The organism is Gordonia rhizosphera NBRC 16068, from assembly GCF_000298195.1.
Lineage (GTDB): Bacteria > Actinomycetota > Actinomycetes > Mycobacteriales > Mycobacteriaceae > Gordonia > Gordonia rhizosphera.
Window position 1 is genome coordinate 1 of sequence record NZ_BAHC01000120.1, and the last position, 21,191, is coordinate 21,191.

17 protein-coding genes and 1 pseudogene are annotated in these 21,191 nt (G+C 70.9%); 12 read left to right on the top strand and 6 right to left on the bottom strand.

The window, feature by feature from the left end:
* The 3 genes and pseudogenes from GORHZ_RS14275 to GORHZ_RS14285 form a co-directional block, all read left to right on the top strand.
* A pseudogene (locus GORHZ_RS14275) lies at nucleotides 1–233 on the top strand (twin-arginine translocase subunit TatC); the annotation flags it as partial.
* Nucleotides 230–3,034: a DEAD/DEAH box helicase gene (locus GORHZ_RS14280; protein WP_006334144.1), complete on the top strand. Its 2,805-nt coding sequence runs from the start codon at nucleotides 230–232 to the stop codon at nucleotides 3,032–3,034. The pseudogene GORHZ_RS14275 and the gene GORHZ_RS14280, both read left to right, overlap by 4 nt.
* Nucleotides 3,035–3,218: 184 nt before the next feature.
* Nucleotides 3,219–4,052, top strand: coding sequence for a DUF4333 domain-containing protein (locus GORHZ_RS14285; protein ID WP_040532027.1), 834 nt, complete (start codon nucleotides 3,219–3,221; stop codon nucleotides 4,050–4,052).
* A gap of 27 nt (nucleotides 4,053–4,079) precedes the next feature.
* On the opposite strand, the gene GORHZ_RS14290 is transcribed toward GORHZ_RS14285, so the two are convergent.
* Nucleotides 4,080–5,051 (bottom strand): 5'-3' exonuclease, encoded by a 972-nt coding sequence (locus GORHZ_RS14290; RefSeq protein WP_040532028.1) that lies wholly within the window; start codon nucleotides 5,049–5,051, stop codon nucleotides 4,080–4,082.
* Nucleotides 5,052–5,102: 51 nt separating this feature from the next.
* Here GORHZ_RS14290 and GORHZ_RS14295 point away from each other — a divergent pair, with 51 nt between their 5' ends.
* A complete protein-coding gene (locus GORHZ_RS14295; RefSeq protein WP_006334148.1) occupies nucleotides 5,103–6,215 on the top strand; it encodes a M24 family metallopeptidase in 1,113 nt (370 codons plus the stop codon).
* Nucleotides 6,216–6,221: 6 nt separating this feature from the next.
* Here GORHZ_RS14295 and GORHZ_RS14300 read toward each other — a convergent pair whose 3' ends face one another.
* Entirely contained in the window at nucleotides 6,222–6,623 is a 402-nt protein-coding gene (locus GORHZ_RS14300; protein ID WP_006334152.1) for a pyridoxamine 5'-phosphate oxidase family protein, read from the bottom strand.
* A 37-nt stretch (nucleotides 6,624–6,660) separates the two neighbouring features.
* On the opposite strand from GORHZ_RS14300, the gene dprE2 reads away from it, so the two are divergent.
* The 5 genes from dprE2 to GORHZ_RS14325 all read left to right on the top strand — a co-directional run bounded on the left by dprE2 (nucleotide 6,661) and on the right by GORHZ_RS14325 (nucleotide 10,767).
* The gene (dprE2, locus tag GORHZ_RS14305) at nucleotides 6,661–7,428 is read left to right on the top strand and encodes a decaprenylphospho-beta-D-erythro-pentofuranosid-2-ulose 2-reductase (RefSeq protein ID WP_006334154.1); all 768 of its coding nucleotides are present in this window, start codon (nucleotides 6,661–6,663) and stop codon (nucleotides 7,426–7,428) included.
* Nucleotides 7,425–8,618, top strand: coding sequence for a bifunctional cobalt-precorrin-7 (C(5))-methyltransferase/cobalt-precorrin-6B (C(15))-methyltransferase (locus GORHZ_RS14310; RefSeq protein WP_006334155.1), 1,194 nt, complete (start codon nucleotides 7,425–7,427; stop codon nucleotides 8,616–8,618). The genes dprE2 and GORHZ_RS14310 overlap by 4 nt, the downstream gene beginning before the upstream one ends.
* On the top strand, nucleotides 8,615–9,397 hold the full coding sequence (gene cobM, locus GORHZ_RS14315) for a precorrin-4 C(11)-methyltransferase (protein WP_006334156.1): 783 nt from the start codon (nucleotides 8,615–8,617) through the stop codon (nucleotides 9,395–9,397). The genes GORHZ_RS14310 and cobM overlap by 4 nt, the downstream gene beginning before the upstream one ends.
* Nucleotides 9,390–10,145 carry a cobalt-precorrin-6A reductase gene (locus GORHZ_RS14320; protein WP_006334157.1) on the top strand — a complete coding sequence of 252 codons (756 nt, stop codon included), beginning with the start codon at nucleotides 9,390–9,392 and terminating at the stop codon, nucleotides 10,143–10,145. The genes cobM and GORHZ_RS14320 overlap by 8 nt, the downstream gene beginning before the upstream one ends.
* Nucleotides 10,146–10,362: 217 nt before the next feature.
* A complete protein-coding gene (locus tag GORHZ_RS14325; RefSeq protein ID WP_006334158.1) occupies nucleotides 10,363–10,767 on the top strand; it encodes a hypothetical protein in 405 nt (134 codons plus the stop codon).
* A 45-nt stretch (nucleotides 10,768–10,812) separates the two neighbouring features.
* Here the strand turns inward: GORHZ_RS14325 and GORHZ_RS14330 are convergent, their stop codons facing one another.
* The 4 genes from GORHZ_RS14330 to GORHZ_RS14345 form a co-directional block, all read right to left on the bottom strand.
* A complete protein-coding gene (locus GORHZ_RS14330; protein ID WP_006334159.1) occupies nucleotides 10,813–11,613 on the bottom strand; it encodes a hypothetical protein in 801 nt (266 codons plus the stop codon).
* A gap of 88 nt (nucleotides 11,614–11,701) precedes the next feature.
* A complete protein-coding gene (locus GORHZ_RS14335) occupies nucleotides 11,702–13,195 on the bottom strand; it encodes a precorrin-2 C(20)-methyltransferase (protein ID WP_006334160.1) in 1,494 nt (497 codons plus the stop codon).
* A gap of 4 nt (nucleotides 13,196–13,199) precedes the next feature.
* Nucleotides 13,200–13,823: a precorrin-8X methylmutase gene (locus GORHZ_RS14340; RefSeq protein ID WP_006334161.1), complete on the bottom strand. Its 624-nt coding sequence runs from the start codon at nucleotides 13,821–13,823 to the stop codon at nucleotides 13,200–13,202.
* 13 nt (nucleotides 13,824–13,836) lie between these two features.
* A complete protein-coding gene (locus GORHZ_RS14345; RefSeq protein ID WP_006334162.1) occupies nucleotides 13,837–15,033 on the bottom strand; it encodes a ferredoxin-like domain-containing protein in 1,197 nt (398 codons plus the stop codon).
* A gap of 201 nt (nucleotides 15,034–15,234) precedes the next feature.
* Between GORHZ_RS14345 and cobN the strand changes: the two genes are divergently transcribed.
* The 3 genes from cobN (at nucleotide 15,235) to GORHZ_RS30570 (ending at nucleotide 21,151) form a co-directional block, all read left to right on the top strand.
* On the top strand, nucleotides 15,235–18,864 hold the full coding sequence (cobN, locus tag GORHZ_RS14350; protein ID WP_006334163.1) for a cobaltochelatase subunit CobN: 3,630 nt from the start codon (nucleotides 15,235–15,237) through the stop codon (nucleotides 18,862–18,864).
* Between the two features lie 92 nt (nucleotides 18,865–18,956).
* Entirely contained in the window at nucleotides 18,957–19,490 is a 534-nt protein-coding gene (locus GORHZ_RS14355) for an FxsA family protein (RefSeq protein ID WP_006334164.1), read from the top strand.
* A 35-nt stretch (nucleotides 19,491–19,525) separates the two neighbouring features.
* The gene (locus GORHZ_RS30570; protein ID WP_006334165.1) at nucleotides 19,526–21,151 is read left to right on the top strand and encodes an amidohydrolase; all 1,626 of its coding nucleotides are present in this window, start codon (nucleotides 19,526–19,528) and stop codon (nucleotides 21,149–21,151) included.
* The last annotated feature ends 40 nt before the right edge of the window (nucleotides 21,152–21,191 follow it).

The following is a 21,191-nucleotide window of genomic DNA, read 5'->3' on the forward strand; positions in this document are numbered from 1 at the left end:
AGTTGGCCGTGCAGTTCACCCGATTCCACGACAAGCGGCGGGTGAGCAACACGCCGGACTGGTCGTCGATTCCCGATGACCAGGCCAGCCCGCTGCCGCCGACGAGCACGGCCCCGGTCGCCTCGCGTATCGAGCCGAACCGTCGGATGCCGGGCGCCCAGCCCGGCAGCGCCCAGACCCGGGACGCGCGGACCTCCGTCCGCGACCATGACACCTTCGACGACATCCTGTGACCCGACTCGACGAGTTCACCGCACGGCTCGCCTTCCGCCTCGACGAGTTCCAGCACCGTGCCTGCACCGCACTCGAGGGTGGCCACGGCGTCCTGGTCTGCGCCCCGACCGGTGCCGGCAAGACGATCGTCGGCGAGTTCGCAGTTCACCTGGCGCTCACCGGCGGCACGAAATGCTTCTACACCACGCCGATCAAGGCGTTGTCGAACCAGAAGTACGCCGACCTCGCCGCTGTGCACGGGGCCACCTCAGTCGGCCTGCTGACCGGGGACAACTCCATCAACCCGGATGCCCCGGTGGTCGTGATGACCACCGAGGTGCTGCGAAACATGATCTACGCGAACTCGCGGGCGCTGGGCGGTCTCACGCATGTGGTGATGGACGAGGTGCACTTCCTGGCCGACCGCTTCCGCGGTGCCGTGTGGGAGGAGGTGATCCTGCACCTCGACCCGGAGGTGCGGGTGGTCAGCCTGTCGGCGACGGTCAGCAACGCCGAGGAGTTCGGGGACTGGATCCAGACGGTGCGGGGCGACACGACCGTCATCGTCGACGAACACCGGCCGGTCCCGTTGTCCCAGCACATGCTGGTCGGCTCCCGCATGTTCGACCTCTTCGATCCGGCCGCACCGCCCGGCCCTGCAGGCCCGCGCCGTGCGGAGGTCAATCCGGAGCTCAAACGCTACATCCGCAATCGCATCCTGCTGAACGACGGCCGCGACGACCGTCGCCGCGGCCGGGACGGGCAGGCCGGCCGCGGTGCCGGACGCGGCGGCACCCGCCCCCCGTCGCGTCCGGACCTGGTGGCCCGCCTCGATCGTGAGGGGTTGCTGCCGGCGATCGGCTTCATCTTCTCCCGCGCCGGCTGCGATGGCGCCCTGAAGCAGTGCCTGCGGTCGGGCCTGAGCCTGCTGGGGCCCGAGGAGATGGACGCGGTCGACGAGGTGGTCGACCGTCATATCGCGGACCTGTCCCCGGCCGACGAGGACATCCTCGGTGTCGCGGAGTGGCGTGCGGGTCTGCGTCGCGGATTCGCCGCCCACCATGCCGGATTGCTGCCGACGTTTCGCCACGCGGTCGAGGAGCTGTTCACTCACGGTCTCGTGAAAATGGTGTTCGCGACCGAGACGCTGGCGCTCGGCATCAACATGCCGGCCCGAACCGTCGTGCTGGAACGACTCGTCAAATACAACGGCGAAGCGCACGTGGATCTCACGCCCGGCGAATACACGCAGCTGACCGGCCGCGCCGGGCGACGCGGTATCGACGTCGAGGGACACGCCGTGGTGGTGTGGACCCCGGAGGCGGTTCCCGAGCAGGTCGCCGGCCTCGCCGGGGCTCGCACCTTCCCGCTGCGCAGCTCGTTCCAGCCGGAATACAACATGGCGGTCAACCTGATCGGCCGGCTGGGTCTGGACGGGTCGCGGGAACTGCTCAACCGGTCGTTCGCGCAGTTCCAGGCCGACCGCTCGGTGGTGGGTCAGGCCCGCAAGGTCGACGAGGCGCGTCGCCGGTTGCGCAAACTCGACGTCGACCTCGCCGGCGCCGCCGAGAACCGCGGACTCGAACCGGGTGGACCGGTGGGCGACGACGCGACCGACGACGAGCCGTACGCCGGATTCCTCGGCTACGTCCAGCTGCGGGAGGACATCCGGCGACGGGAACGCGACCTCAAATCGGAGCGGCGTGCCGCCGACAACCGGTCCACGCTCGCCGACCTCGCCGCTCTCAAACGCGGCCATGTGATCGGGCTGCACGGCGGTCGGCACCGAGGGCTGGCGGTGGTGCTCGAGGCGGCCGCCCAATCGGCCGATCCGAAACCGCTGGTGCTCTCCGAGGACGCGTGGTGCGGGCGGGTCGGCGCCCGGGACTTCGTCAACCCGCCCGAGGTGCTGGGCAACATGCGGCTGCCCAAGCAGGTGGACCGCCGCACCGGACGCGGCCGCCGCGACCTCGCCTCTGCATTGCGCTCCACCGGGATCGAGGCACCCCGCGGGCGGTCGAAGAAGCGTGCCGCGGCGGCCGACGACCGTGAGCTCGCGCGGCTGCGGAGGGCGTTGCGGGCTCACCCGGCACACCGTCTTGACGGGAACGACGAGCTGTTCCGACTCGCCGAACGCCGCAACCGCGTGGTCCGCGAGATCGTGTCGGCTGAGCGGGTGATCGGCGAGCGGACCTCGACGCTCGGCGTGATGTTCTCGCACATCGTCGGGGTTCTCGAGGAGCTGGGCTATCTCGAGGTCCGATCGACGAAGTCGGGGGAGTCGCGTGCGGAGGTCACCGCCGCGGGTCAGCTGCTCAGCCGCATCTACAGCGAGAGCGACCTGCTGGTCACCGAGTGCATCCGGGGCGGGGTGTGGGATGGTCTCGCACCGCACGAGCTCGCCGCAGTGGTGGCGGCGATGGTATTCGAGACACGGCGTGAGAGCTTCGCCGGTGCCGACGCCATGCCGGGCAATGCGGCGCTGCGCAACGCCCTGGCGCGGACCGTGGAGATATGGCGTGACGTGACCGTCGTCGAGGCGCGTCACCGCATCGCGCCGACGCGCGAACCCGACACCGGCTTCTCGGTGGCGGTGTCGCTGTGGGCGTCCGGACGGTCACTGACGGAGTCGCTGGCCGCCGCGGGTGAGCGGGGGCAATTGTTGTCGCCGGGCGACTTCGTCCGCTGGAACCGCATGGTGGTGGATCTGCTCGAGCAGATCAGGCTCGGTGTCGGTGCCGACACCCGGCTCGCGGACTCGGCCCGGGCTGCGGTGTCGTCGATCCGGCGCGGGGTCGTCGCCGCCGAGCTCGGGGCCTGAACGGCTGTGCCCGCGTCACGCCCGGGCGGTTGAGGGATCGTCGTCCGAGCGTGAGGTAACCTTCTCCTCGCGGTCGGGAGACGGGTGGGGACGGTGTGCGCACCGTCGGCGACACATCCGACGAGGCTCACCGGCCACGTGTCCAGGCGAGCCTGTGTCCGTCACCGGACAGAGCGGAGAGACCATGAGCGAACCGCACAATCCGTCCGATCCGAGCGGATCATCACCGCAGGAGTCGGGTGCCACGCCGCCCGAACAGCCGCCGTACGAACAGCCGCACTACGGACAGCAGCCCTATTCGCAGCCGGGTCCGCAGCAACAGCCCTACGAACAGCAGCCCTACGGTGAGCAGCCGACCGGACAGCAGCCCTACGGCCAGCCGGCGCCGCAGCAACAGCCCTGGGGTCAGCCGCAGCAACAGCCCTGGGGTCAGCCGGCTCCGCAACAGCAGCCCTACGGCCAGCCGGGTTCTCAACAAGAGCCCTACGGGCAGCAACAGCAGCCCTACGGGCAGCAACCACCATACGGCCAACAACCCTATGGTCAGCCGGAGACCACGCAGCAACCGTACGGTCAGCCGGAGACGACGCAGCAACCGTACGGTCAGCCGACGGCACCCATGTACGGAGGCCAGCCGCCCTACGGGCAGTACGGCAGCGGGGATCAGTTCTCGTCGATGACGACCACACCCGACAAGGGCCGCACGCGCACCCTGCTGATCCTCGGCGGCGTCGTCGCGCTCCTGATTGCCGCGATCGTGCTGATCACCGCGTTCTGGGTGCCCGGATGGGCACCCAAGAAGCTGTCGCAGGACGCGGTGGAGGCCGGCGTCGCGAAGATCCTGACCACCGATTACCAGGCGACCGACGTGTCCGATGTGTCCTGCCCGTCCGGCCAGCGCGTCAAGGAGGGCGAATCCTTCACCTGCACGGTCACCATCAGTGGGCAGAAGCAGTCGGTCACGGTGACCTTCGTCGACAACAGCGGCACCTACGAGGTCTCCCGGCCCTCGAGCTGATCCCTCGGTCTCGGGGCGCCGGGCGCGTCACCCGACCTGGGGCCAGCCAAGAGCCTTGGCCAGCCGCGACACCGAACCGCCGATACCGAGTTCCTCGACCAGGTCGGCCAGCCCCGCGGGGTCGGCCGGGGTGGCCGGCAGGCTGTCGTCGGCGGTGCTGTCGATCGTCTCCGCATCCGTGCGCACCAGCACCACCGTCCGCGCCGCCTGCAGGTAATCCGACGACGCCACAAGGGCTTTGCGGCTGCGGGTGGGCACCGACGACGCATCGTCGGCGGCGGCCTCCTGCAGGGCGTCGAGATTCCCGTACTCGGTGATCAGCTTGGCGGCGGTCTTCTCGCCGATCCCGGGCACCCCCGGCAGACCGTCGGACGGATCGCCCCGCAACATCGCCATCTCCGCATAGGCCATCCCCGCCCGCTCGACGGGCACCGCATACTTCTCGGCGACCTCGACCGGTCCCATCATCTCCGCCTTGGCCAGGCCACGGCCGACATAGAGCACCCGCACCTGCACCGGGTCGTCGGCGACCACCTGAAGCAGGTCCCGGTCTCCGCTGACCACCACCACCGGGTCAGAGGTCTCGTCGAAGGCGAGGGTCCCGATGACGTCGTCGGCCTCACAGCCCACCGCCCCCGACGTCGCGATCCCGACACAGCGCAGCACATCGACGATCATGTCGACCTGCGGTGTCAACGTGTCGGGGACCTCCTCGACATCGACGGCCACCGCGGTCGAGTCCCCGCTGTCACCGGTGTGCGGGGCCTCCTCGGCGACCCGATGGGCCTTGTAGGTCGGGATCAATTCGGTCCGGAACGCCGGACGCCAATCCAGATCCAGGCACACCACCAGACGGGTCGGCTGCTCGCGGGTGACGAGTGTCGCGATGGTGTCGAGGAAGCCGCGGACGGCGTTCACCGGCCGCCCGTCTGGTGACGCCATCTTCTCCGGCAACGCGAAGAAGGAGCGAAACCACAGACTCGCCCCGTCGAGGAGCATCAGCGAACCAGCCATACCTCAACTCTGTCATCCCCCGCGTAGGCTGCGGGGATGACCTACCGGTTCGCATCCGACGTCTACCGCCACCGCCTCGACCGCGCCCGACGCCTCACCGCCGACGCCGGCCTCGACGCCATCCTCGTCTCCACCGGCCCAGACCTGCGCTACCTCACCGGGTCGCGGGCGGACACCTTCGAACGGCTCACCGCCCTCGTCATCCCGGCGGTGGGAGATCCGCGGCTCGTCGTGGCGCGCCTGGAACTCGCGTCGGTGCGCGACTCGGCGATCGCCGACCTCGGGATCGAGGTCGCGGCCTGGGTCGACGGCGAGGATCCTTACGCCCTCGCCCTGTCGGGACTGTCGGGTTCGGTGAAGGTCGCGGTCTCCGACACCATGCCGGCACTGCACGTCATCCCGGTCGCCGAACGCGTCGGGGCCACCCCCTCGCTGGCCACCGGTGTGCTCCGGGAACTCCGGATGATCAAGGACGACAGCGAGATCGACGCGCTGCGGCGCGCCGGGGCGGCGATCGATCGCGTCCACGCCCGGATGGGGGACTGGCTGCGGCCCGGCCGTACCGAGCGCGCGGTCGCCGACGACATCCGCACGGCGATCCTCGCGGAGGGCCACACCGAGGCGGCGTTCATCATCGTCGGTTCCGGACCCAACGGTGCCGACCCGCACCACGAGTTCTCCGACCGCGTCATCGAACCCGACGACATCGTCGTCATCGACATCGGTGGGCCGGTCGACCCCGGCTACAACTCCGATTCCACCCGCACCTACTGTTTCGCCGCGCCGCCCGCCGAGGTGGCCGAGGCCTACGCGGCGTTGCAGGAGGCGCAGGCGGCCGCGGTCGCGGCGGTCCGCCCCGGCATCACCGCCGAGGCCGTCGACGCCGTAGCGCGGGATCTGTTGCGCGGGCAGGGGCTCGCCGACCGGTTCATCCACCGCACCGGTCACGGCATCGGCCTGTCGGTACACGAGGAGCCCTACATCGTGAGCGGCAACGACGTCGCCCTGCGACCCGGTATGGCGTTCAGCGTCGAACCGGGCGTCTACTTCGACGGCGCGTGGGGGGCCCGCATCGAGGACATCGTGGTGGTCACCGACGACGGGTGCGAGTCGCTGAACACCCGACCCCACGACCTGATCGTGCTGTAGCGGGGTTCAACCCAACAGCGTCGCCGACCCCAGCACCCGGCTGACCTCGATCTCGATGACCACACGCCGCGGATTCGGTTTGGGCTCGCGATACCGGTCGGCGTAGCGGCGCTCGGCCTCGACGATGCGTTCACGCTCACGGCGTACCGCCGCCGGCCCCTCCAGGGTGAGCCATCGCGGGCCGTCCACATGGCTGACCGCCGCATACGCGCCGCGTTCGACGTTGCGGACCTTCTGATTGCCGTCGGAGGTGATCACCCGCACCAGCCCGGCGTCGGGATCCCAGGTGAAACCGACCGCGACGACGTGCGGTGTACCGTCGGCGCGCAGGGTGGCCAGCGTGGCCAGGTGCCGTTCGGCGAGGAAATCGGCTGCGGTCGGGCCAAGGTCGGCGACGGTGCGGGTCATGGATGTCACGTTAGCGGCCGATGCGATACTGCTTCCCATGGCCCAGCGAGCGACCACCGGATCCATTCTGTTGTTCGGCGGACGCAGCGAGATCGGGGTGCAGCTGGTGCGACGACTCGCCGCGGGCCGGGTCGTGGTGCTCGCGGCCCGGCGACCCGAGGATCTGGAACACGAGAAGGCCACCATCCTCGAGGCCGGCGCCACCGCGGTCCACACCGTCGCCTTCGACGCCGACGACACCGACGGCCACACCGACCTGATCCGGTCGCTGGTGGCCGAGTACGGGCCGGTCGAGGCCGCGATCGTGGCGTTCGGCATCCTCGGCGATCAGGCGCGGGCCGAGACCGACGTCGCTCACGCGCTGCAGATCGCCCACACCGACTACCTCGCGCAGATCAGTGTGCTGACCCCGCTCGCGAACGAGCTCCGCGACCAGGGTTGGGGCACCATCGTGGTGTTCTCGTCGGTGGCGGGTATCCGGGTGCGCCGGGCCAACTATGTCTACGGCTCCACCAAGGCCGGGCTGGACGGCTTCGCCAGCGGACTGTCGGATGCCCTACACCGCAGTGGAGTTCGGCTATTGCTGGCGCGGCCGGGCTTCGTCGTCGGGGAGATGACCCGCGATCTGATGGCGTCGGGCACCACACCCGCCCCGTTCGCGGTCGACGCCGATCAGGTCGCCGACGCCGTCGCGCGCGCCTACCGCAAGGGGCGCACCGAGGTGTGGATTCCGGCCGTGCTGCGTCCGGTCTTCTTCGGGATGCGCCTGCTGCCGCGCGCGATCTGGCGGCGGTTGCCGCGATGACCGGGCGTTTCGTCGTCGTCGGTATCGGGGCCGACGGGTGGGAGGGGCTTGGCAGCCGGGCCCGCGACGAACTCACCCGCGCGCGCGTCGTCTACGGCTCGCACCGCCAACTGCAGCTCATCCCGGCCGGACCCGCACAGCGATGCGCCTGGACCTCACCGATGTCTCAGCATCTGCGGCAGGTCCTGAACTCCGACCCCGACGACGACATCCACATCCTCGCCAGCGGTGACCCGATGTTCCACGGGGTGGGCACCACGATCGTGCGCACCGTCGGTGCCGAACGCGTACACGTGATCCCGGGGGTGTCGAGCGCGAGCCTGGCGTGTGCCCGGCTGGGCTGGGATCTCGCCGACACCACCATCCTCACCACCGTCACCCGCGATGTCGACACCGTCGCCGCCGCGCTCACCGACGGTCGCGATCTGCTCGTCCTCAGCCGCGACGAGACCACACCCGCGGCGATCGCAGGACTGCTGAACGCCAACGGTTTCGGCTGGTCGTCGGTCGCCGTGCTCGAACAGCTGGGCGGACCCGACGAACGCGTCGTGCGCGGGGTGGCCCGCACCTGGGCCGAACCGCCCGGCGACCCGCTCAACATCGTCGCGATCTCATGCGTCGGCCCGCGCCGCAGCACCGCACCCGGACTGCCCGACGACGCCTTCGCCCACGACGGCCAACTCACCAAACAACCGATCCGCGCGCTGACCGTGTCCGCGCTCGCACCGAGTCATCGACAGTTGTTGTGGGACATCGGTTCCGGCTCGGGCAGTGTCGCGATCGAATGGTTGCGTGCCGCGCCCACCGGCCGGGTGGTGGCGTTCGAACGCGACATCGCGCGCACCGACCGGTTGCTGTCCAACGCCCGCACCCACGCAGTGGCGGACCGCCTCACCGTGCGCGGCACGGCACCCGACGCCTGCGCCGACGCACCGCCACCGGACAGCGTCTTCATCGGCGGCGGCCTGTCCGACGAGGTGCTGACCGCGGCGTGGACGGCGCTGATGACCGAGGGCCGCCTCGTCGCGAACGCGGTCACCCTCGAGAACCAGACCCTGCTGGCGGATTGGTATGCGCGCCATGGCGGGTCGCTGCGACGGTACGGTATCGAGACGGCCGCACCGCTGGGCACGATGACCACCTGGCGGCCGTCGCTGCCGATCGTGCAGTGGGTGGTGGACAAGCCGTGACCGTCTATGTCATCGGTGCGGGTCCGGGTGCCGCCGACCTGATCACACTGCGCGGCGCGGAGATCCTGACCCGCTGCCGGACCTGCCTGTACGCGGGCTCGTTGGTTCCGGCCGAACTGCTCGAGCGCTGTCCGGACGGCGCCACCCTCATCGACACCGCCCGCATGCCGCTCGGCGAGATCGTCGACCACATCGTGGCCGCCGACGCCGCGGGACACGATGTGGCGAGGCTGCATTCGGGGGATCCGTCGCTGTACTCGGCGATGACCGAGCAGCGCCGCGAACTCGCGGCCCGCGGCATCCGGGTCGAGGTCGTGCCCGGCGTCCCGGCATTCACGGCGGCCGCCGCCGCCCTCGGCACCGAGCTGACCGTGCCGGGCGTGGGCCAGAGCCTGCTGATCACCCGGGTGTCCACGCTGTCGACCGACATGCCCGACGGCGAACAACTCGCCCGGCTCGCGCAGACCGGGGTGACGATGGCGTTGCATCTCGCGGCTCACCGAGCCCAGGAGATCGTCGACGCGCTGACGTCGCACTACGGCCCCGACTGTCCCACGGCCACCGTCGCGTTCGCCAGCCGCGCGAACGAGCAGATCCTGCGGTGCCCGTTGCGTGAGCTACCCGCCGCGCTCGCCGGGGCGGGTGTCCGGCGCACCGCGGTCATTTTCGTCGGGCGTGTCCTGGACCCGACCGCACATCCCGCCATCACCGACAGCTACCTCTATTCGCAGGCGCGGATGAGGAAGCTGCGCACCGACCCACGGGGCGCGGATGACTGACCGCCCGATCCTGCTGCTCGGCGGCACCGGCGAAGCCCGCGACCTCGCCGCCCGCCTCGTCGCGGACGGTGTGCCGGTGATCAGCTCGCTCGCCGGACGGGTCGCGCGGCCACGGCTTCCGGCCGGCGAGGTGCGGATCGGCGGTTTCGGTGGCACCGACGGACTGCGCGAGTGGATCCGGGAGCACGACGTCGCCGCGGTCATCGACGCCACCCACCCGTTCGCGGCCACCATCACCGAGCATGCCGCGCGGGCCGCGGCAGAGCTCGGCACGCCGCTGCTGCGGCTGCGGCGCCCGCAGTGGGCGCCCGGGCCCGGCGACCGCTGGGAGATGGTGGCGGACATGGGCGCGGCCGCAGAGGCCGTCCGAGAACGCGGCGGCCGGGTGTTCCTCACCACCGGCCGTCAGGACGTGGGGGTGTTCGCCGACATCGCCGACGCCTGGTTCCTCATCCGGGTCGTGGATCCGCCGACCGCGGATCTGCCCCCGCACCATCGTCTGCTCGCCTCACGTGGTCCCTACGATCTGGCGGGGGAGCGGACCCTGTTGCGCGAGCACCGGATTGACGCGCTGGTCACCAAGAACAGCGGCGGCGAGCTCACTCGGGCGAAACTCGTGGCCGCCGCCGAACTCGGCGTCGACGTCGTGATGGTGCAACGGCCGGCCGAACCCGCGGTGGGCGAGACGGTGGATTCGGTCGATGACGCCGTGGCCTGGCTCACCCGCCACACCCCCCACCCCCGTTGATCGTGCACGCCACCGCGTCGACCGTGCACGTGAGGCCGTCGATCGTGCACGCCAGGTCGTCGATCGTGCATCCGCGCGGGAGTGCACACCCAACTGATCAACTCCCGATGTCTGCATGGCGGGCCGGGCGCTCGCGTGGTGTGCACGATCGACGCAGTGGTGTGCACGGTCGACGCAGTGGGGTGCGCAGTCGACGGGGCGGGCTGAGGACGGGAGCATGACGGACGACGATGATCCGGACCGCGGCGGGCTCGCCGACAAGGACAGCCGCGAGCGTGTCCTGGCGATCGTGTTGGCGCTGGTGGGAGCGCTCGTGACGCTCGCGTCGGTGCTGCTGCCCGTCGTCGCCGGAGTCCCGCACCGCCTGGTGTTCGGTGTCGTGGTCGCGAGCCTGAACCTCGTCGGTTACCTGGTCATCGTCTCGGTGGCGGCGCAGTCGCCGCTGCAACGGACTCTGATACGGCGGTCGGCGTGGGCCGTGATCGCCGTGTCGGTATCGGCGACCGTGTGGTCGGTGTTGGTCGATGGTGGCGCGAGTGGCGCGGACTTCCTGGTGGCGACGTCGGGATCGATGGCCGCGATGGTGCTGCTGACCAGTCATCTGGTGGCGGATGGCGATTGACGCGATGGGCGGGTCACGCGGATGGCAAGCAGCGTCGACACCGACTCATCTCAGCGCTCGGGCGATCGCGTTCTGCGCCTGGGTGACGAAACCGTCGAGGCGGGCGGCCCCCGCCGCCCGGGCGCGGTTCATGTCGCCGGAGGTGGCCAGCTCCTTCGCGGCGACATCCGCCGATTCGGTTGCTCCGACGAGGAGAATCTCCGGTGCCTGGAACAGCACGGCCGATCCGACGTCGATGGTCGCCAGCGCCGACTCCTGCGCCGGGGTGGTCGGCACCGCGATCTGCGGGGGATTCGGCACGATCGGCGCGTTGAGTGCCTCGAGAACCCTGGTTCGCCCGGCGTCGACGGCCTTGCCGACCGCGCCCGGACCGGCGCCCGATCGGGCGGTGTCGACCACGTTGAGCACTTCGACGGTCGCCACCTCGAGCGCGTTCTGGGCGCGCGGCAGCACCAGATTGAGGTCGTTGTCGATGATCCCGGCCATCGCCCTTCTCGACGGTCCGGTCACCGACGCCGCGGCGATACCCCTCGACCGGTCGACCGATCCGGTCCGTGCCAGTGCCGCGGAGTACACCGACGGCGAGCGGACCAGCGCGCCCGGTACCTCGACCACGCCGTAGATGATGTGTGGACAGATCAGGGAGCAATACGTCAGCTGGTTGTTCGCGAACGCCGCGATGAGTGCTCCCGGTGGTGGTGGCGGAGCGGCCGGTGTCGCCTCGACGACCCCGGGTCGCGAGTCCGTCACCGCCGCCGCCGACGACGCGCCCGCCCCGAGGGCGAGCGTCGCCGACGCCGCGAATGCGACGGTCGCCATGACGCAGACACGATCAGACCACTTCATCCGGGCTCCCTCGATCGTCGTCGGGAATCGGTCGTAGTATGCCGCGCCGAAGCTGAAGGACTCCTGAGTCGTGCCCGGCCTCGACGCCTCAGCCGTCGTGGCGGCGCGGGGTGTAGACGAGGTCGCCGCCCGAGCGCGACACAACCGTCGTCGACGACGACCCGATGATCAGCAGCGTGCGCATGTCGACGGTGGCGGGATCGAACGCGCCCACCGTCGTGGTGGTCAGGCTCTGCTCGGGGCCGCCGACATCACGCCCCAGAACCAGCACACGGTCGGCCGACGCCGATTCCAGCAGTAGCTCCTTGAGCGCGGTGACCTGCCAGTTGCGGCTGTGCGAGCCGGGGTTGTAGACCGCGATGACGAGGTCGGCGGCCACCGCGTGGCGGATGCGTTCGGCGATCACCTCCCACGGTTTGAGCCGATCCGACAGGGAGATCACCGCGAAGTCGTGGCCCAGGGGAGCACCGACAGCCGCGGCGACCGCGTTCGCCGCGGTCATCCCGGGCGCGACACGCACCGCGACGTCGTGCCAGCGCGGTTCGCCGGCGACCTCGGCGACCGCGGTGGCCATCGCGAACACCCCCGGGTCACCCGACGACACGACCGCCACCCGAGCACCCCGCGACGCCAGGTCGAGGGCGAACTCGGCGCGCTCGGCCTCCACCCGGTTGTCGGAGGCGTGGACGCGCTGACCGGGCCGCGGAGTGATCCGCGCCAGATATGTCTTGTAGCCGACGAGGTCGGTGGCGCGCGCCAACTCGGCGTGCACCTGCGGTGTCGTCCACTCCTGCGCTCCCGGCCCCAGCCCGACGACGACGACCTCACCGGCAGCGGTGTCGTCGGGTCGTGCGGCCCGCGGATTGTTCCGCGCCCCCGGCACGACGACCATCGAAAAGTACGGCACCTCATCGGGATTGACCTCGGAAAGGGGTGCGACCCGCTGCACGGCGGTCGACGCGCGCTCGACATACCAGGCCTCGTCGGCGCGCCCGGCTCTCACCAGCGCCTCGCGGACCCGGGTGAAGGTCCGACCGAGTTTGAGCACCGCGATGGCGTCAGCGGCCCGAAACCGGGCGACGAGTTCGGTCTCGGGGAGCGTGCCGGGCACCACGGTGAGGGTCTCCTCGCCCTCCACCAGTGGGATGGCCAACGCCGCCGACGACGCGCTCACCGACGTGACACCGGGGATGATCTCGGCGTCGAATTCGCCGACGAGGCGTTTGTGCATGTGCATGTAGGAGCTGAAGAACAGCGGATCACCCTCGGCGAGCAGTACCACGTCGCGACCGGCGCGGAGATGCTCGGCCAGACGTTCGGCGCTCTCGGTGTAGAAATCGCGCAACGCACCGTCGTAGCCGCCCGGATGATCGGTGGCCTCGGTGGTCACCGGATACATCAGCCGTTCCTCGATCTGCCCGCCGGCCAGATAGGGTTCGGCCACCGATCGGGCGATGCTGTTACCGTGTCGCGCACAGTGATAGGCGACGACGTCGGCGCTGCCGATCACCCGTGCGGCCTTCACGGTGACCAGCTCGCTGTCACCGGGTCCCAGTCCGACACCCCAGAGTTTGCCCGCCACCTCGTCACTCCTCCGAACTGGCCAGCGCGTTGACCGCGGCCGCGGTGATCGCCGAACCACCACGGCGGCCGGTCACCGTGATGAACTCCAGGTCGTCGCGGGCCGCCAGGGCGGCACAGGATTCGGCGGCGCCGACGAACCCGACCGGGGCGCCGACGATCGCGGCCGGCCGCGGCGCGCCGTCGTCGATCATGTCGAGCAGCGCGAACAGCGCCGTCGGCGCGTTGCCGATGGCCACCACCGCCCCCTCGAGGTCGGGCAGCCAGAACTGCAGGGCTGCCGCGGTTCTCGTCGTCCCCAGACGTTCGGCCAGATCGGGCAGGGACGGTTCCGACAGATGGCAGCGGACCTCGTTGTCGGCCGGGAGCCGTTTGCGGGTGATGCCGGCGGCCACCATCGACGCGTCGCACAGGATGGGCGCACCGGCCGCCAGCGCGGTGCGCGAGGCCCGCACGACCCCTTCGGTCGCCACGACATCGCTGGGGAGGTCAGTCTGCCCGCAGGCATGGATCATCCGCACCACCACCCCGGCGACGTCGGGGGCGAAGGCGGACAGATCGGATTCGGCGCGGATCGTCGCGAACGACTGACGGTAGATCGCGGCGCCGTCACGCAGGTAGTCGGTCATGGTGGGAGCAAGCCTAGCGACGGTGCGAGGTGTATCCGCCGTCGGGCAGCGCCTCGACACGCAGGTGCGGCCCCGCCGGCGATCCGCAGGCCCGCCCGCAGCCCACCCAGTGTTCGCGGTCGGTGACCGGCTCTCCGACGCGCACCCGCTCGGCCAGGTCGTCGCGGACCGGTGCGAGCCCCTTCGCGCAGCCGGGGGCGCCGACGCAGCAACTGACCCGGGCCCACGGCGACGCGGCGTCGAAGATCAGCCCCATCGGCGCGAGCACCCGCACCACCGTCTCGGCGACCTGTTCGGTCAGGTCGCAGAGGAGGATCTCGCGGTCGGGGGTGATGATGATCGGCGCCTCGATCGCAGCCAGGAACTCGGCCAGGCGCGCCGGGATGCGACCGTGTTCGACGACGCCGCCGAGCAGGACCCGCCCGTCGTCCTGTTCGAACCACCCGACGATGGGTTCGCCCGCACCCGCCGGTTCGGCGGCGGAACGGCCGGTGGGAGAACGGTCGGTGGGGGAACTGTCGTCGGCCGGACCGAGGCGCTCGCCGACCCGGGCCTCCAACGCGGCACGCTCCTCGGCGGACAGATCACCCACCCGCCACGCATCCGGCGCGATCTCGACGATGCCCTCGGCGGTCGACAACAACGCCCGGGCGATGGCGTCGACACCCTCTGCGGTCCCGACCGGAACGTCGCCGACGCGGATTCCGGCCAACGGTGCGCCCTTCGGGTCCACCGAAACGATGAGGGCTCCGGCATCGGGGTGACGAGCCACGATGTCGCCGCGCCCGTCGTCGATCCCGAACAGGAACCGCCCCGACAGCGCCGCACCGGCGGGGTCGGCACGAAGCAGCTCGTCCAGCCGATCGGCGATCGGCCGGACATCGGCGAGTCCGCCGATTCGTCCGGTCAGCGGGCTGACCTCGATGTTGCGTGCCTTGTCATGGGTGGAACTCGGTGCCAGCCCGGCGTCGATGACGGCGGCGGCGACCGCGTCGGTGTCGGCGATGCCGCGCAACTGCAGGTTGGCCCGAACGGTCATCTCGAGGAACCCGTCGGCGTACGCGGCCGCGGCCTGCGCGAGCAGTTGCAACTGGTCGGCCCGGATCCGTCCGCCCGGCAGTCGGACCCGCGCGACCGCGCCGTCGGCGGCGAGATGTGTGCTGAACACCCCGGGGCAGCGGTCGGCGGTGGTGCGATGGGACTGGCTCACCCTCCAAGCGTATGGCCGTCCGGACGTGTCGTCGGGTCCGGCTAGGCTGAACGCACCGCGAGCAGCAGAAGCCGGTGAAAGTCCGGCGCGGTCGCGCCACTGTGACGGTGGACCGGAACCGGTTCATCCAAGTCAGACCTGCAGCCCGGTACCCGCTCCGACCGTGCACCCCGGGCGCGCCATCCCGTGAGGAGAACCACCGTGATCCTGCTGCTCTCGACCTCCGACACCGACCTGATCACCGCCGCCGCGAGCGGCGCCGACTTCACCGGCGCCAACCCCGCACGCATCCTCGTCGACGACGTCGCCGGTCTCGCCGCGGACGCCGACCTGATCGTCGTGCGGATCCTCGGCGGGGTACGTGCCTGGGAGGACGGGCTGGCCGCGGTCGCCGCCACCGGCAAACCGGTCATCGTCTGCTCCGGCGAACAGCAACCCGACCCGGATCTCATGTCGCAGTCCACCGCACCGGTCGGCGTAGCCGCCGAGGCACACAACTATCTGGCCGCGGGCGGTGTCGAGAACCTGGCGAACCTGCACAACTTCCTGTCCGACACGATCCTGCTGACCGGGCTCGGGTTCGAATCGCCGCGCCAGACTCCGACCTGGGGTGTCCTGGAGCGAGAACCGGTCACCGCCCTCGTCGACGACGCACCGACGGTTGCGGTGCTCTACTACCGCGCCCAGCATCTGGCCGGCAACACCCGCTACGTCGAAGCTCTGTGCGCGGCCCTCGAACAACGCGGCGCCCGCGCGCTGCCGGTGTTCTGCGCCTCGCTGCGCACCGCCCCCGACGACCTCGTCGAGCTGCTCGGCACCGCCGACGCGCTGGTCGTGACCGTGCTCGCCGCGGGCGGGTCGACACCGGCGACCGCGTCGGCCGGCGGCGACGACGACGCCTGGAACATCGAACGCCTCGCCGCCCTCGACATCCCGATCCTGCAGGGACTGTGCCTGACCGGCTCCCGCGCCGACTGGGCGGCCACCGACGACGGGCTCTCGCCGCTCGACGTCGCCACCCAGGTCGCGGTCCCCGAGTTCGACGGCCGCATCATCACCGTGCCGTTCTCGTTCAAGGAGTTCGACGACAACGGCCTGCCCTGGTATCAGCCCGACCCGGAACGCTGCGCGCGGGTCGCCGGCATCGCGGTCGCGCACGCCCGGCTGCGGCACATCGCGCCCGCCGACCGGCGCATCGCGTTGATGCTGTCGGCCTACCCGACCAAACACGCCCGCATCGGCAACGCGGTCGGCCTCGACACCCCGCGCAGCCTGCTGCACCTCCTGCACGCGCTGCGCGCCGCCGGCTACGACATCGGGCCCGGCGACGGTCCCGATGCCATCCCCGGCCTGGCCGCCGACGATTCCGACGCCCTGATCCACGCGATCGTCGAGGCCGGGGGACAAGACCCCGACTGGCTCACCGAACAGACCCTGGCCGCCAACCCGATCCGGATCCCGGCGGCCGACTACCGACGATGGTTCGCCACGCTTCCCGAGACTCTCCGGGCGTCGGTCACCGGACATTGGGGGCCACCGCCGGGTGAGCTGTTCGTCGACCGGTCGACCAACCCCGGCGGCGACATCGTCGTCGCCGCGATGCGGTTCGGCAACGTCGTGCTCATGGTGCAGCCGCCCCGCGGCTTCGGCGAGAACCCGGTGGCGATCTACCACGACCCCGACCTGCCGCCCTCGCACCACTATCTGGCGTCCTACCGGTGGCTGACGGGGCGCGGCGAGGGGGCCACCGACATCGCCGGTTTCGGCGCCGACGCGATCGTGCACGTCGGCAAACACGGCAACCTCGAATGGCTGCCCGGCAAGACGCTGGGCATGTCGGCCGACTGCGGCACCGACGCCGCACTCGGCGACGTCCCGCTCATCTACCCGTTCCTGGTCAACGACCCGGGCGAGGGCACCCAGGCCAAACGGCGCGCCCACGCCGTCCTCGTCGATCACCTGATCCCGCCGATGGCCCGCGCGGAGTCCTACGGCGACATCGCCCGGCTCGAACAGCTCCTCGACGAGCACGCCAACATCTCCGCCCTCGACCCCGCCAAACTCCCCGCGATCCGCCAGCAGATCTGGACCCTGCTGACCGCGGCGAAGATGGATCACGACCTCGGCCTGTCCGAACGGCCGGACGAGGACGTCTTCGACGACATGCTGCTGCACGTCGACGGCTGGCTGTGCGAGATCAAGGACGTACAGATCCGTGACGGGCTGCACGTGCTCGGTCAGGCTCCGGCCGGCGACGGCGAGGTCGACCTGGTGCTGGCGATGTTGCGGGCGCGGCAGCTGTGGGGCGGCGCCCACGCGCTGCCCGGCCTGCGCGAGGCACTCGGCCTCGACGAGGACGGCTCCGCGGCCCGCACCGACGTCGACGACATCGAACACACCGCCCGGGCCCTCGTCGAGGCCTGCGCGAAGGGGGAGTGGACCGCCGAGGCGATCGCCGACGCCGCCGTTGGCCAACCGCCGGCGGTCGCCGACGTCCTCGACTTCGCCGCCCGCGAGGTCGTGCCGAGGCTGCGCGGCACCGACCGCGAGATCGCCCAGGTGCTGCACGCCCTCGACGGCGGCTTCATCGAGTCCGGGCCCAGCGGCTCACCGCTGCGCGGCCTGATCAACGTGCTGCCCACCGGCCGTAACTTCTACTCCGTGGACCCCAAGGCGGTGCCGTCGCGGCTGGCCTGGGAGACCGGTCGCGCGCTGGCCGACTCGCTGCTCGACCGCTACCTCGGTGAGCACGGGCACTACCCGGCGTCGGTCGGACTGAGTGTGTGGGGTACCAGTGCGATGCGCACCTCCGGCGACGACATCGCCGAGGTCCTCGCACTGCTCGGCGTCATGCCGGTCTGGGACGAGGCGTCGCGACGCGTCGTCGACCTCGAACTCATCGACCTCGCCGAACTCGGCCGACCCCGCATCGACGTGACCGTCCGCATCTCCGGATTCTTCCGCGATGCCTTCCCCCATGTGGTGACCATGCTCGACGACGCGGTCGCCCTCGCCGCCGGCGCCGACGAACCCGACGAGCAGAATTTCGTCGCCGCCCATGTCCGGGCCGCGCACGCCGAGCACGGAGACCGGCGCCGCGCCACGACCCGCGTCTTCGGGTCCAAACCGGGCACCTACGGCGCCGGGCTGCTGCAGCTCATCGACTCCCGCGAATGGCGTGGCGACGCCGACCTCGCACAGGTCTACACCGAATGGGGCGGCTACGCCTATGGCCGCGACCTCGCCGGTGTCCCCGCCGTCGACGACATGCGCGCCGCCTACCGGCGCATCGCCGTCGCCGCGAAGAACACCGACACCCGCGAACACGACATCGCCGACTCCGACGACTACTTCCAGTACCACGGTGGCATGGTGGCCACGGTCCGCGCGCTGACCGGCAACTCGCCCGACGCCTACATCGGCGACAGCACCCGGCCCGACTCGGTGCGTACCCGCACGCTGTCGGAGGAGACCAGCCGTGTGTTCCGCGCCCGCGTGGTCAACCCGCGTTGGATCTCGGCGATGCAGCGCCACGGCTACAAGGGTGCCTTCGAGATGGCGGCGACCGTCGACTACCTGTTCGGCTACGACGCCACCACCGACGTCGTCGCCGACTGGATGTACGAGAAGCTCACCGAGTCCTACGTCCTCGACGAGACCAACCGGCAGTTCATGACGCAGTCCAACCCGTGGGCGTTGCACGGCATCGCCGAACGCCTCCTCGAGGCCGTCGAGCGCGATATGTGGGCGACACCGCCGGCAGAGATGCTCGAGCAGCTGCGTGCGGTCTACCTGCAGACCGAGGGTGACATCGAGGGGCGCGCGGAGTAGGCAGGAACCAGAGCCGGGAGAAAAATCGGACGTCCGAGCGTTGAGTGGTGAGACGATCGGCGCTGTGGCCGGTCAGAAAGGCGGACACCGACATGCGACCCTTCTATGTCCTCGCCTACTTCGCGATCGAGATCGGCGCGTTCGTGGCGATGGGGTATTTCCTCGGTTTCGCGTGGGCGATCCTGATCACCCTGTTCGCGGCCTTCTTCGGCTTCCTCCTGCTGCAACGTACCGGCCGCAAGGTCTTCGCGGAGTTGCGCCGCGCGTCCCGTAACGAGGTCGACCCCCGCGACCCGCTGATCGACACGGCGCTGCTGGCCGCGTCCAGCCTGCTGCTGGTGGTCCCCGGGATCGTGTCGACCGTCGTCGGGGTGATCATGCTCGCACCGCCGGTCCGCAAGCTGCTGCGCCCGGCGGTGGTCGCCGTCGGGGCCAAGCGGTTCACCGCGTCGATGACCCGCGCGGGGCTGTACACCACTCGCGGCTTCGTCGCGGGAACCGTCATCGACGGCACCATCGTGGATGTCGAGGGCACCACCGTGACTGATGTCGACGGCACTGCGGTGCGGACACCCGACCAGACTCAACCGGACCAGACTCAGCGGGAGCTGCCTCGGGGTCACTGACCGCTCCGGCGGCGGGCAGGGCAGACTGTCAGATCGTGACCACCGAACTGCTCCTCGGCGGGGTCGTGTACACGCCCGCTGCGCCCGACGCCACCGCGATGGCCGTCACCGACGGCACCGTCGTGTGGGTGGGCAGCGACGACGTCGGCCGCGCCCTGCACCCCGAGGCGCAGGTCACCGACCTCGACGGCCGCTTCGTCGCGCCCGGATTCGTCGACTCGCACGTGCACCTGACGTCCACAGGACTCGCCCTCGCCGGGCTCACCCTCCACGACGCCACCGGCAGGTCCGACTGCCTGCGCCGGGTCGCCGCCCACGCCACCGACGCCCACTTCGGTGAGCTGATCTGGGGGCTCGGCTGGGACGACTCGGCCTGGCACGGCGCCGATCCCGACGAGCGTCGTTTCCCGACGACGACCGAACTCGACGCGGTCGTCGGCAACCTGCCCGTCTACCTCGCGCGGATCGACGAACACTCCGCGGTGGCCTCGACGGCGCTGCGCCGCCTCGTGCCCGACCTCGACACCGCCGCGGGCCACCACCCCGAGGAACCGCTCGTCGCCGAGGCACATCACCTCGTGCGCGGTGCGGCGCGGCAACTCGTCAGCGCCGCCCAGCGCACCCGAGCGCAGCGTCTGGCCCTCGATCACGCCGCCGCGCACGGGGTGGTCGCCGTCCACGAGAACGGCGGACCCGACATCAGCGGCCTCGACGATTTCCTCGCGTTGGCCGACCTCGATCATCCCGTCGAGGTCCGCCGCTACTGGGGGCAGGCCGTCGAGAACCCCGACCACGCCCGCGAACTGCTCGCCATCAGCCGGGCCGACGGGCTGGCCGGTGACCTGTTCGTCGACGGGGCGATCGGCTCGCACACCGCGTGGCTCACCGAGCCCTACCACGACGATCCCGCCCAGACCGGTTTCTGCTACCTCGACTACGAGACGATCCGCGAGCACATCCGCTCGTGTACCGCCCTCGGCGTGCAGGCCGGCTTCCACGTGATCGGCGACGCGGCGACGGCGTCGGTCGTGGCGGCCTTCGCGGAGCTGGCCGCCGAGTTGGGCACCCCGGCGCTGGCCCGGTCGGCGCACCGGGTCGAACACGCCGAGATGGTGTCGCCAACCCAGGCGGCGGTGTTGGCCTCCTGCGGGGTCGTCGCGAGCATGCAGCCGGTGTTCGACGCCGAATGGGGCGGACCCGACGACCTCTACGTGCAGCGGCTCGGGGAGCAGCGCGCCGCCGGTCTCAACAACTTCGCATCGCTGGCCCGCGAGGGCGTGGTGCTGTCGTTCTCCTCGGATGCCCCCGTGACGGCGATCGACCCGTGGGCCGCGGTCCGCGCGGCGGTGCATCACCATCAGCCGCGCAACGCGGTGTCGGCGCGCGGCGCCTTCGCCGCCGCGACCCGCGGCGGTTGGCGGGCCGGCGGTGTCAACGACGGACTCACCGGCACCCTTGTGCCCGGCGCGCCGGCCAGCTATGCGGTGTGGGAGGTCGACGATCTCGTCGTCGCCGGATCGCACGAGAGCGTCCAGCGCTGGTCGACCGACCCGCGCTCGCGGGTTCCCGCGCTACCCGACATCTCCCTCGGCGCCCGCCTGCCGCGGTGTGTGCGGACCGTGCACCGCGGTGCCGTGCTGTTCGACGGCGACACCGCGTGATCTCGACGCGGTCGGAATGGGTCGACCCGGCGATCCGCAC

Bases quoted from the DNA above. Each gene is read 5' to 3' on its own strand.
- GORHZ_RS14325 (WP_006334158.1), top strand. From the start codon at position 10,363: ATGACGGACGACGATGATCCGGACCGCGGCGGGCTCGCCGACAAGGAC.
- GORHZ_RS14285 (WP_040532027.1), top strand. From the start codon at position 3,219: ATGAGCGAACCGCACAATCCGTCCGATCCGAGCGGATCATCACCGCAG.
- GORHZ_RS14330 (WP_006334159.1), bottom strand. From the start codon at position 11,613: ATGAAGTGGTCTGATCGTGTCTGCGTCATGGCGACCGTCGCATTCGCG.
- GORHZ_RS14290 (WP_040532028.1), bottom strand. From the start codon at position 5,051: ATGCTCCTCGACGGGGCGAGTCTGTGGTTTCGCTCCTTCTTCGCGTTG.
- GORHZ_RS14295 (WP_006334148.1), top strand. From the start codon at position 5,103: ATGACCTACCGGTTCGCATCCGACGTCTACCGCCACCGCCTCGACCGC.
- GORHZ_RS14300 (WP_006334152.1), bottom strand. From the start codon at position 6,623: ATGACCCGCACCGTCGCCGACCTTGGCCCGACCGCAGCCGATTTCCTC.
- dprE2 (WP_006334154.1), top strand. From the start codon at position 6,661: ATGGCCCAGCGAGCGACCACCGGATCCATTCTGTTGTTCGGCGGACGC.
- GORHZ_RS14310 (WP_006334155.1), top strand. From the start codon at position 7,425: ATGACCGGGCGTTTCGTCGTCGTCGGTATCGGGGCCGACGGGTGGGAG.
- GORHZ_RS14355 (WP_006334164.1), top strand. From the start codon at position 18,957: ATGCGACCCTTCTATGTCCTCGCCTACTTCGCGATCGAGATCGGCGCG.
- GORHZ_RS14340 (WP_006334161.1), bottom strand. From the start codon at position 13,823: ATGACCGACTACCTGCGTGACGGCGCCGCGATCTACCGTCAGTCGTTC.
- GORHZ_RS14320 (WP_006334157.1), top strand. From the start codon at position 9,390: ATGACTGACCGCCCGATCCTGCTGCTCGGCGGCACCGGCGAAGCCCGC.